Below are 11,030 nucleotides of genomic sequence, written 5' to 3' on the forward strand. Positions count from 1 at the left end.
GGATAGACGGCGGGGTCTTCCCGTTCCATGATCCTTTTCAGGCGCCGTTCGTCGGTGACGACGATTCCGTAAAAGCGGGTCCGGTGGCCGAAGCCTTCGAGGCGGCGGGCCGCTTCGGCGGCGGCCGGGCCTGTCAGGTCGGTGTGTTCGTGGGCGTCTACCATGGCGAGGTAGTGCTCACCGCGGGCGAGTGCTTGTTCGCTCTCGACTTCCGCGCGGAATCCGGAGTCGCTGGTGCCGGCATAGCCCTCGAAGATTTGGATGCCGTGGTGGCGGTATTGCAGGGCTCCGGCGATCGAGCCGCCCGGTCGGCGAGCGATGAACCAGGCCAGATTGTGGCCGTCGTTCAGGACTGACCGTTGACCGGCGGTAGGGGGCCGGGGATGCCGGGGCTCGGACGCAGGTATCCCTCTATCCCAGCCGATGAGCGGTAGTCAACCGTGACCCCAGGGGACGAGGGCCTCCGCGTCAGCTCCCTTGATGTGCCCGGCGCCCAAACCTCCCTTGTGATCAGGAGAACCGGACAAGGCAGTCGCAGGGTTTCCAGGACTTCAAGGGTTGTGTCATCGACTTCGTCAACAACAAGCAGCCCAAGGTCTTGCGTCGCTTGGATCAGTCGGTCACGGAGCTGAGGGCTCACGTGCAGCGGGTTCATCCGATGCGCCCAGTCGGGTGCCCAGATGTAGTGGACCTTCTTCCCCTCCTGGACGAGGCGCTTGCCGAGCCAGGCCGCGGTCATGGTCTTGCCGCTTCCGGGCGGCCCCAAGAGCAGGTGCAGGCGGCTTCGGTTGCTGGCGTCGAGGATCGCCTTGAGCAACGTGGAACACGCCTCGCCCTGGTGAGCCCAGGGATACATCGCCAGCTCGAAGTTCTCGTAAATCGGGACACGCGTCGGTGCGAGCTCGCTGAGATCCTGCCCAGGCTGGCTGGTGCGGCGGGCGGTCCGCAGTGACCAGCGAAGTCGCGGAAGTGCCACGAAGTAGCCCAGCGCGACGAACATAGGAGCCAGCTTCCCAGGAAGGTGTCCCAGTTCCGCCGTCCACTCCTCGGAATACCGCTCGGTCGCCAGCGGGTCGCCCAGCCTTCGGGCAGTCCATCGAGCGAGGCGCTTGGCGAGGGTGGGACACCAGTCACCGAGTTCAGTTAGCAGCAGCGGCAGGATGACGGCGGTGACGAGGAAGATGATGGCCTCGGTGGTCATCGAGCGCCTCCAATGCCTGGGCGGAGGATGGCAGACATGACCTTGCGGGGGGCCTTCTTCCGTTCGCGCACGAGGCTCGCCGCTTCGCCAGCGTGGTCGGCGTGGAGACGGTAGAACCGGCGACGCGGTCCCCGGGCGGTGTCGTCCTGCTCCCACTCACTGAGGACCCAGCCGCAGCCTTCGAGGCGCATCAGGATGGGCACGACGCTGCCGCTCGGGCGGCCGGTCATCTTGGCGATCTTCAGGCCGTAAAGCTCCTCGTCCCCGGAGAGGAGAGCTTCGATGACGTCAACCGTCGCTTCTGTGACTCTGAACGGATAGCTCATGGTGAAACTCTAGCTAACTAGAGATAGGTCGTCCAGGATGCCGCATGATCGCCAGGTGTTTCACATCCGCGGGCGCTTCTCATTGATGTGAGTGATCTTTGCGCTCGCCTCGAGGGCCGCCTCCAGCCGGGCGGCCCGCAGGGCCAGGAACTGGATCTGGGCGGCCGTGAGCGTGAGCTGAGCGGCAAGATCGCGGTTTCGGCGGCGGAGCTTTGCGTTGCGGGCGACGAGCTTGTCATGCTCGGTCGGTCCACTGCGCAAGGTGGTGGGGGCGGCTCGGTGATCGGCGATCTCTCGGGCGATCTCGGGGTAGCGCCGACGGAAGGTGGTGTTGGTCAGGCCGAGCCGGCGGGCCAGCATGAGGACGCTGGGGGCGGTGTTGGTCTCGCGGCAGCTTTCCAGCACCTCCTGGAGGTGTTTGCGGACCAGTGCCTCGGGGAGGTCGGGGACTCGGCGGGTCATGCGGGGACGACCTCCTGTCCATTGACTGTCAGGAACTCCACGACCTCGGCCCGCCGGTGCTGGAGTCGCTGCCGGAGGCGGGGAGCCAGGGTCGGTCGGGAGGCGAGCCGTTTGTCGATGCGGACGATCTCGCGTTGCCAGGCAGCGCCGTTCTCGGCGGTCAGTGCGACGTTGCGGCAGGCCAACGGCAGGCAGCCGCCGTGAGAGGGAAGTCCTTCGCTGTTGCCGCGGCGGGCTTTCTCGCAGAGGGCCTTGGCCGGATCGTTGACGCAGGTGATGTATTCGCCGGGATAGATCGCCGGGTCGTGACGCTTCATGATCCTTCTGAGGCGGTGCCTGTCCAGCGCGACCTGGCCCTGGAACTGCGCGTGCTCGCCGAAGTCCGTGAGCCGGCGGGCAGCCTCTTCGGCGGACGGGCCGGTCAGTCCCGCGTGCTGGTGGGAGTCGATCATTTCCATGTAGACCTCGCCCCGGGCGATGGCCTGCTCGCTTTCGACCTCGGCCCGGAAACCGGAATCGCTGGTCCCCGCATATCCTTCGAACATTTGGATTGATTGATGCCGATATTGCAGGGCCCCAGCGATGACTCCGCCGGGGTGTCGCGCAATGAACCAAGCCAGAGTTCGTCTGAAGATTCTCGTCTTGAGCCGGAGTGCATAACCCTGGCCAGCTGCGATGGTGTCGGTGCGTCCCTGCTCCGCGCAGAGCTCGTTGATGAAGTCGGCGAACAGATTGAGGTTCTGGTTGGTGGCGCCGACGCCGACGGCTCGATCAACGCCGGCCCTCTTCGGCTGGCCTGATCCGTGGAGGAGAGCGCTCATGAGGTAGTTCTGGCCGACGGGCTGCAACCGTTCGAGCACCCGGACTGCACGAACGACGGGCTCGCAGACGGTCCATGTGGCCTCGACGCCTTCTGCGTCCTCTTCGCCCTTGAACGCTCGGCTGTGTACTCGCCAGCGGTAGGTGTTGCCCTCTTCGTCGCACTTGACCTCGACGCAGCCACGCTTGATGTGTTTGGCTACTGGCGGGAGGGGGTTATTCCGATCGTGCACTATTCCCCTCTGATTGGCGATCAGCCTGGCCAGTCGGTGCGGGCGGTGGTGTCGGCGCCGCTCAAGCTGGGCGCCTTTGGTGGGGAGGTGTGCCAGGCGCCGATGACGATCGCGGTCAAGAAATGGTGTGCCGCTGTCGTGCTAGACGATCTGGTGGTGTTCACCTAATCGTTCTGCGGTTGGCGCCGTGTCCAGGTATCAGTGCTGTCGTCGTAGTCCGCGTGGGAACGAAGCCACTTGAGGAGTCCCTTTGCACGGCCACTCACCTCGTTCTCAGGATCGTAGACCCTGGTCCAGATGGGGGCTCCTGGCAGTGGGGCGCCGGACCTCGCTAGCTCATGCAAAGCTCCGACGGCTGCGGCTCGCACTCGCTGATCGGTGTCAGTGCGTGCAAACGGCAGGACACTCTCGACATTCGCGGGCCTGGGGGTAAGGCCGAGCGTAGAGACGGCGCGAGCCCGCACCGCCCCGTGCTTGTCGCGAAGCGCGCAAGCCAGTAGCACAGTGGACTCTTCCGGTCCCAGACATATCCAGGTGGCTCGAACTGCGGCGTAGCGGACGCTGACATCACGGTCGGATAGTGCGGTGGATAGCAGGTCTGCAATCGGGGCGTCCGCCCGCTGTCGGTTGCCTCCGTCTGAGTGTGGCCTCCAACTGCCTCCCCCGCTCAGCGATACGTGAAGGATGGCGTCAATGTTTCCGAAGTCGTCGCTGCCAGCAAGTTTGGCCAGCACGGCGCGACGGACCACAGGATCAGGATCGTCAAACAACTCACGGAGCGTCGATAAGGCGGGCCTGTCCGCGGCAAGGGTGCCCCATCGTGTGGCGTGAGACGAAGCGCCGAGGGCCTGGAGCACGGCAGCAGCATCAAACTCCACGCCGCAGGCGATCGCAGCGACGAACACCGGTTCAACTGATGGCAGTGCGGCAAACGGCGTCAGCAGCCGCAGAGCCGATTCCCGAATCAAGGGCTCGGGATTGAGGGCCAGAGGAGTCAGTCGAGGAATATGCCTGGACGTGATCACATGCTGGGGAAGTCTTTGCAGAGTCAGCTGCGCCCGTTTCTGCAGGGTTATGTCACGGCTGACTAGGAGGTCCAGCACGACAGCGCTTGCTTCCTCATTTCCCTCAGTGGCAAGTCGGCCAATCTCCTCGAACGCGGCCATACGAACCGAGGGAATATTCTCCTGTAGCGCCGCCGACAGAGTAGTCATGGACAGTCGGGGTGCACCGGATGCCGCGGCACCGATAGGAAAGCGGAGGTGGGCGGTGGTAAGCGAGCCGTAGCCATGGCGTTCGAGTTTAAGATGGTCCGGATCAAGTCCGCTGCTTGCGATCGCCCACAGATCACGCCCCCGAGTTAGGAGCTTACCCTGTCGGTCGCGGCTCACATAGCGATTTAGCGGCTCAATCAGGGCTGCCAAGCTTTCACGCACTGCGAGCAACTCCAGGGATGCCCGTGGTAGACCTGGCCAATTTAATTGGTCCTGAGGCCATATTCCTGTCCCGTGACTCATGTGGTGGACGTAGGGCGTTTCATGTCGCCCGATATAGTTGCGGACGGTGGTGAGCATCGCATCGGTGACAGCTCGGACTGCGTCAGGTCCGGTGACCGCCAGTTCTGTAGAGGCGTCTTCGAGGGCTTTCCGTATCTCTCGCAACGATTTGAATACGGCACCCCATACCTCATCTTCGAGTGCAGCATGAAGTGCATTCTTGCTGTTCATCATTGCCAGAACTCGCCCCACGGCTCGCCGGGTGGCCTCCTGGCCACCGCGCCCCGAGCGGAGCGCACGCAGCGCTAGCGCGATCTTTTCCGTGGATTCGTCATCGAGCACAGGTAGTCGTTGGTTGGCATCGACGAGCTGGCGCAGCAACCGGTGATGCCCGGTGGGTTCGAGCGGTGACCGGGTCCAGGTCGGCGTCTTCGTACTCCACCGGACCCACTCGGTTAGCCCCGGGTCCTCGGCGAACGTACGGGCCGGCACTGCCCATAACTCCATCCGCTCCGGATGGCGGGGAGCGGCGTCGGCTGTAACGATCCCGATGAACTGGTCCTCCGCGAATAGCGCTGCCCCGGACATGCCGGCCCACGCGCTGGTGGGGTCTGGCGTATGGCCCCCGATCGTGCCGTCAACCTGGATGACCCACTGGTCCCGCTTTACACCTGACAAGGGTGTCACGAGGCCCTTGATTTGCCGGGACTCACGGACCTTGGCGTTGACGTCGGCTTCCGGAAATCCTGCGGCTGTTACCTCAACAGGGTCTGCGGACGGCAGATCCGCCCAGGTCAGAGCCCCTGATGGGTAATCAGCAGGCATCGTGTCATCGACAGCGACCAGCAACGCCACGTCGGTCTGCATCGCCCACCAGACGACCACGGCGTTGCTGAACGCAGAATGACCAGCGCGCTCGAGAGCCCTGATACGACACCGAGGGTGGTGGCGCGCGAGATTACGCAAGGCACGGCTGGTCGCCCTCCTTCCGGGTGGACTTACCGGACCGTCACCAGGCAGTGCCTCTTCGACAACGTGGCGCGCGGTCAGCACGAGACGCGGCGCGAGGAGATAGCCGGAACCGACAGCGCCCCCGTGAGGATCGTAGATTTCGATGACTCGTTGTGCCGTGAGCAAAGCTGATCCCCCTGTCAGCCGTTACCTGGGCTCGTCGTCGGCGCGGGCATTGATTCGTGCGGGTCGCGCCTCACCGTCGTGATCAACGACCACGGGCGACAGCGACAGCGACAGGTGATGTGTGACATCGTCGCCGAGCTTTCCCTTTGCCCCAAACGACACCACACCGAACCGCACCCCAGCATCACCAGAGGCCTCCTTGGTGATCGCCAGTGTCACATCGAGTGAAACTTCCCCGAGTTCAAAGCGCAGCGACTCATTGCTACCGCTCTCCATCGCGGCGGTGAGTTCTGCGCGCAGCGCGCGGATGGTCTCCGCAAGTCCGGCGGCTACTCGGTCATCCATGTGCCCTCCCGGCGTTACCCATCGGCTGCTGAGCTTCTCATTCAATACCCTGTGGGAGCGGCCTCCACCGCGCGGAGAATCTCACGACCGCCCCCTACCTCTCTCCCTATCTGGGGCACCGACGAAACTCCCGGGCGGTGTCGACGAGTTCGCCTCACGACAGCGCAGCTCGACGACGTCACTCGCCGCGTACGGCGGGAAACGATCTCCGACAGCGTGGGAAGCGATCACCGGACTGGGGCACGGCGCCCCTGGTCACGGAGTTTCGTCGCTGCCCCTATCTGCGGCCCGTGCCGCGAGGTACTCGGCCCAGTCGCGTCGGGCGTAGGCGACCCAGCGGAGCGCGGTGTGGCGGTGCATCCCGGTCACGTCGGCGAGGATCGGGCTAGGGAGATCAGCAGCAAGAGCGGCCAGCGCCGCGTTGCGGGCGGTGCGAACCGGGATGCCGTACCGGCTGAGCTTCTGGGTCATGCCGTGCGTCGAGATCGGCTTGCCCGGGACCATGCCAGGGAAGAGCCACCGAGGCCCTGGGTGGACTCGTGAGAGCTGCGGCCGCAGTTGGGGCTGTTCGGCAAGTTGCCGTAGGAGTTCGGCGAGCCTTGGCGGCAGCAGGACTGGGTGGCGCCCCAGGACCAGGTGAGCGTGCTTGTCGTCGAACTTGAGGTGCTCGGGCGTCAGATGGCAGAGACGTTCGGTGGACGGACCGAACAATAGGGTGATCGCGCCGCCGGCGCGGACGTCCATGGGCAGGGCATCGTCGGTCAGGCAACGTTGGAGGAGTGGCCACCGGTCGTCCTCGTCGAGCAGGTTCTGGGGTTCCTGCCTCGGGAGGGAGGGGACGGTCAGTTCGCGGGTCAGCTGCCGGCTCGTGGTCCATTTCAGGAAGTAACGAATCAGGTAGCGGCGTTGGCTGGTGGCTCCGGTAATCCAGTCGTCGATGTGCTCCTGGGCGAGGTCGGCGACGGCCAGGTCGCGTTGGTCGATCCAGGCCAGGAAGTCCAGGGCGACGCTGACGCGGCGCCGCAGTTCGCGGTCGGCGGAGGCGGGATGGTGGCGGTGGGCGGCCCGTTGGCGTGCTCGTCGAAGCAGGAACCAGTGCAGGAACGGGCGGGCGAGATTGGCATGCGCCGCTGGCTTGTCCGCGAGCTCGTGCTCCAGCCAGCTCGGGATGCGTTCGAGGTCCTCGTGGCGTTCCTCCAAGATGCCTGTGTGAACGAGGAGTTGGCGAATGTAGCGCTGGTTCCGACTGGGCGGGAGCTCGTCCAGCAGTTCGTGACTGAGTACGTGGCCGTCGGCCGAGAGCCGGGCGAGGAGCTTGATGTTCGGGCTCTCCTTGAGCCACTGGATCGCGGGGAACGGTGAGGGAGCATCCGTCAGCGCGGCCGCGAGCGGTTCCATCTGTGGGGTGACCGTGCCGTCGGGCCCGGCCAGCAGGGCGTTGACCCGTTCAGCGAGGACGCAGTGAGCACATCGGCCGCGGCTGTGGGGGTTGCCGGCCCGGCCACACTGCTTGCAGGTGTAGTCGGCGGCGAAGCCGACGCAGGGTCCGCAAACCTCAGTGCCGTCGTCAGCGCGCGCGATCAGCGGCTGGACCATGCGGCAGCGAGGGCACTCGGCCGGTGACCGGAGCACGGCTGTGTAGCAGGTCATGCAGACCGGCCCGATCGGCCATCGGGCGTTGACGGGCTTGGTTCGGCCGCAGAGGGCGCACGGCTCGCCGGTGCGGTGTCGCTGGTAGCAGGTGGCGCAGATCGGCTGGCCCTGTGGATCGCGGCTGGTGCAGGGGCGGGCCCGGCTGCAGATTGAGCAGGTCGCCTCGGGGCTCTGGTAGCAGCCATCGCAGAGGTCCGGCTGCCCGTCGCGTGCGTTGCGGGCGATGCGCCTGAGCTGTCCGCATCGACCGCAGAGCCGTCGTGGCCGGCGGTGGCGGTTGTAGCAGAGGTGGCAGAGTGCGCCGTCGTCGTCAACAAGGGCAGCGGCTGCGGACTTTCCACAGCTCACGCAAGTGTGCATCGGGCGTTTCCATCACTTCATGCACAGCCCTCGGCCGTCGTCCCGCCGCACCACCGGGTGTCGGAGCTGACCGCAGTCGGCGCACTCCTCGAACGTGGCGGGGTCCGCGCGGTAGCAGCGGTGGCAGATCGGGCCCTCCGGGCGCCGGGCAGTGACGCGCTGGCCGTCACGGTGGCAGCGTGCGCAGGTTTCGCGTTGACGGCTCCGGGCGTCGCACGAACCACAGACCCGTCCTTCAGGACGGAGTTGCCGCAGGTCAGACCTGATCTTTCCGCAGTGTGCGCATCCGGGGCGAACGACCGGATGTCCGGCTTCGTGCAGCACCTCGGCCAGCCGCAGCAGAACCGGTGGGCAGAGAGAGCTGCCCGAGGTCAGAGCGTCGGGGTGAGTGGCCATGTGTTCGGCCAGCTCCTCCAGGAACCGAGCGGCCCCGCGGACAGGGATCGGCACCGCCGTCTCCAACGCCGCATTCGCGCCACCGGTGTTGAGGGTCGGCAGGGCCTTGGTGACCTGGTCGACGGCGGCGTTCGTGGCGGCTTCCATCCGCGCTGCCTGCGCGGCGAGGCGGGCGACGACCGACGGGGCGGTCGGTGAGGGCGCGGTCACAGGCCCTCCGGCCGCCGGATCGAGGTCCGGCGCACGGCCGGAAGCGGGCCGGGTGTCTCGCCGCCGGCGGTCTTGCGTACCTCTTCGTTGACGACCTGGACCTCGATGAGGTCGTTGGGCTGGCAGTCGAGGATGTCGCACAGAGCCGCGAGGGTGTCCATCGACATCCGCTGCGGCGGCTGCGTGACCAGGCGGAAGACCTGTTCGCGCGAGAGGGTGACGCCGCGTTCGGCCAGCAGTGGCACCAGGTCGGTGGTCTGGAACATCTCCCGGTCGGCCATCAGCTTGCGCAGATTCCAGCGGTAGCCCATCTTCTTGATCACTTCGGGTCCTCCCAGATGCCCGGGTAACGCTGGCCCAACTTCTTGTGCACCAGCCGGTTGCGGTACTCGTCCGAGACGCCGGTATAGAGGGCCGTCGTACTGGCATAGCCGTGACCGGCCTGGTCTTGGATGAACCGTTCCGGGTAATCAAATTCGGTCAAATGTGTGATATAGGAATGTCTCAGGCAGTGCAATTCGAGTTCTTCGGGCAGGTCGGCGGCCTGCTTGGCAGCCTCGAACGCTTCGTTCGCCGACCGGCGCGACAGGCGCCCGGAGCGTTCGGTGACCCAGATCGCGGGGTGCTTGCCCACATTGAAGCGGGGCCGGACCTCGGTCAGGTAGTGGTCGAGGTCGTCGACGATCCAGTCCATCTCCGGGACGGTGAAGATGGTGCGGCGCTTGGGCGGACTGCCCTTGGAGGACTTGCCCCAGCGTACGAACACCGCCCCGTGGCGCTTGTACTGCGGGGCCTTCGGATTGCGCCGCAGATCGGCGAGGTCGAGGCCGACGTTCTCCCGGCGCCGCATGCCGTAGGCGTAGTACGTCTTGAGCAGGGCGGAGTCACGCATCGCGGTCAACGCACCCTTGCGGCCACGCTTCCGGATCTCCTCGACCCGCCCGTCGGCGGCGTCGAACAGGTCCTGGATCTCGTCATAAGTCAGCGGCCGACGACTCGGGTCGCCCTCATATTCGCTGACATGGGTGACGGTGTTCCACTCGTGCAGGATCTGTACCGGCACCTCGCCGAAGCGTTCCTGACAGACGGACATCCAGCCGTAGCGCGGGTCAGTGATGAACTCGCAGAACAGCCGCAGGTGGTTCTGGTAGTTCCGACCGCTCGACACCGTGAACGTCGGCGTCTTCGTGCGCAGATGATCGATGAATGCCTCGAACTCCGCCGGCTGCCACTGCCACGGGTACTGGTTGGAGAACTCGGCGAACCGACGGACCAGCGACAGCCGCGGCTTGATGGTCCCCTCCCAGTTCAGAAAGCGGGCCCGCTGCTGCTTGGTCCACCCCTCCAGCATGGCCTCGAACACGGCAGGCGCAGGATCCATGTAGGAGATCCCGTCCACGAGCATCAGGTGTGCCGCACCCGCCAAATCGGCCGCTTTCGCCACTCCAACCTCCGTTGCGTTAGACGCATCATTGTTGGGATGGCATCACTGGAGCGCAAGAGTCGCTGGTAGATCGTCTGCGCAGTGCGAGAGGATGGCGAGGCAGAGGCCCATCACCTGCTGATTCGCGCTTACTTGAACCCTGCGGAGTGCTGCATCAGATGCAACTCCGCCCCGTTCTCTGAATCTCGCATCCCGCTCAAGTACGCGATCACGGCATAGGCGGCGGCCTGGAGGTGCCGGGCGATCACGGCCAGGCTGTTGGGCTGCTCTGGGTGCGTGACGATGTCGTCGATCCAGGGCCGGCCGTCGAGCGAGCTGAGGATCGGAATGTCGAAGGCGGCGCTCTCGCTGACCCCGACCTTGGCCTCTGCCTGGTCGATGAGCACCTGGTAGGCGGGGTCGTCCAGGGATCTTCGGCTGCATCCGATCTGCTGGGCGAGGACCTTGCGGTTGGGGGCTCCCCGCCAGCCCGGCAGCGGCCGGCCGCTGCTGACGTACTCCTCCAGATGATCGGAGATCGCCTGGGGCAGGTTGCCGGTGGAACTGTGGAACTTCCGTTCCGGAAGCCGCTGGTAGGCTCCGGCGAACCGGGTCTTCCTCCACTGCTGGTCGGCGGCGATGATGTCGGGGCCGAAGATGTCGATGAACCGCAGGGCCCCGACGAACAGCGGGCCGAGAAACTCTTCTGGGATCCGGCTGGTGCGGTTCTCGCCTCGCCTTTGTCCGCGGGCATCGGGTTCGCCCCACCCGTCGATGTGAACCGGGTCGAAGGACAGCCAGTCGCTGAGGTTGTGCCGCCAGCGCCAGAACAGCCGGACCTTCGCCCGGCAGGTTTCGCGCTGTGTCGCCGAACTGGGGAACAGCCCGACAAGGTGCCGCTGGTAGGCGAGAAGGTCGGCCCCGGTCAGCGTGGCCAGCTGCTGACACCGGGGTTCGCTCTGGCTGTCC

The 11,030-nt window shown here is 65.6% G+C and carries 12 protein-coding genes and 1 pseudogene; 2 read left to right on the forward strand and 11 right to left on the reverse strand.

From position 1 onward, the window contains the following. The coding region (locus RM812_RS39270) for a hypothetical protein (RefSeq protein WP_311585303.1) at positions 1-356 on the forward strand (356 nt) is incomplete at its 5' end. On the opposite strand, the gene RM812_RS39275 is transcribed toward RM812_RS39270, so the two are convergent. From RM812_RS39275 to RM812_RS39290, 4 genes are read right to left on the reverse strand one after another with little or no spacing between them, the layout of a single operon-like run. Further along, positions 347-1,201 carry an ATP-binding protein gene (locus RM812_RS39275; protein WP_311585305.1) on the reverse strand — a complete coding sequence of 285 codons (855 nt, stop codon included), beginning with the start codon at positions 1,199-1,201 and terminating at the stop codon, positions 347-349. The genes RM812_RS39270 and RM812_RS39275 overlap by 10 nt on opposite strands. Next, positions 1,198-1,527 (reverse strand): helix-turn-helix transcriptional regulator, encoded by a 330-nt coding sequence (locus RM812_RS39280; RefSeq protein WP_311585307.1) that lies wholly within the window; start codon positions 1,525-1,527, stop codon positions 1,198-1,200. Before RM812_RS39280 ends, RM812_RS39275 begins: the two co-directional genes overlap by 4 nt. A gap of 60 nt (positions 1,528-1,587) precedes the next feature. Further along, positions 1,588-1,989: a hypothetical protein gene (locus tag RM812_RS39285; RefSeq protein ID WP_311585310.1), complete on the reverse strand. Its 402-nt coding sequence runs from the start codon at positions 1,987-1,989 to the stop codon at positions 1,588-1,590. Next, on the reverse strand, positions 1,986-2,810 hold the full coding sequence (locus RM812_RS39290) for a hypothetical protein (RefSeq protein ID WP_311585313.1): 825 nt from the start codon (positions 2,808-2,810) through the stop codon (positions 1,986-1,988). The genes RM812_RS39285 and RM812_RS39290 overlap by 4 nt, the downstream gene beginning before the upstream one ends. Here RM812_RS39290 and RM812_RS39295 point away from each other — a divergent pair. Next, a complete protein-coding gene (locus RM812_RS39295) occupies positions 2,793-3,209 on the forward strand; it encodes a hypothetical protein (RefSeq protein ID WP_311585315.1) in 417 nt (138 codons plus the stop codon). The two genes, RM812_RS39290 and RM812_RS39295, sit on opposite strands and share 18 nt — an antisense overlap. Here RM812_RS39295 and RM812_RS39300 read toward each other — a convergent pair. From RM812_RS39300 to RM812_RS39330, 7 genes and pseudogenes are all read right to left on the reverse strand, one after another. Beyond that, entirely contained in the window at positions 3,206-5,674 is a 2,469-nt protein-coding gene (locus RM812_RS39300; protein WP_311585317.1) for a HEAT repeat domain-containing protein, read from the reverse strand. The two genes, RM812_RS39295 and RM812_RS39300, sit on opposite strands and share 4 nt — an antisense overlap. Before the next feature lie 21 nt (positions 5,675-5,695). Further along, entirely contained in the window at positions 5,696-6,019 is a 324-nt protein-coding gene (locus RM812_RS39305; protein ID WP_311585319.1) for a trypco2 family protein, read from the reverse strand. Positions 6,020-6,274: 255 nt separating this feature from the next. Continuing rightward, entirely contained in the window at positions 6,275-7,615 is a 1,341-nt protein-coding gene (locus tag RM812_RS39310) for a hypothetical protein (RefSeq protein WP_311585321.1), read from the reverse strand. Positions 7,616-8,044: 429 nt separating this feature from the next. Continuing rightward, positions 8,045-8,638: a hypothetical protein gene (locus RM812_RS39315; protein ID WP_311585323.1), complete on the reverse strand. Its 594-nt coding sequence runs from the start codon at positions 8,636-8,638 to the stop codon at positions 8,045-8,047. Further along, entirely contained in the window at positions 8,635-8,961 is a 327-nt protein-coding gene (locus RM812_RS39320) for a helix-turn-helix domain-containing protein (RefSeq protein ID WP_280892733.1), read from the reverse strand. The genes RM812_RS39315 and RM812_RS39320 overlap by 4 nt, the downstream gene beginning before the upstream one ends. Next, positions 8,958-10,082: a tyrosine-type recombinase/integrase gene (locus RM812_RS39325; RefSeq protein WP_311585327.1), complete on the reverse strand. Its 1,125-nt coding sequence runs from the start codon at positions 10,080-10,082 to the stop codon at positions 8,958-8,960. The genes RM812_RS39320 and RM812_RS39325 overlap by 4 nt, the downstream gene beginning before the upstream one ends. 128 nt (positions 10,083-10,210) lie before the next feature. Further along, positions 10,211-11,030: pseudogene (locus tag RM812_RS39330) on the reverse strand (hypothetical protein); the annotation flags it as partial.

This window comes from Streptomyces lancefieldiae (assembly GCF_031845825.1).
In the GTDB taxonomy this organism is placed as follows: domain Bacteria; phylum Actinomycetota; class Actinomycetes; order Streptomycetales; family Streptomycetaceae; genus Streptomyces; species Streptomyces lancefieldiae.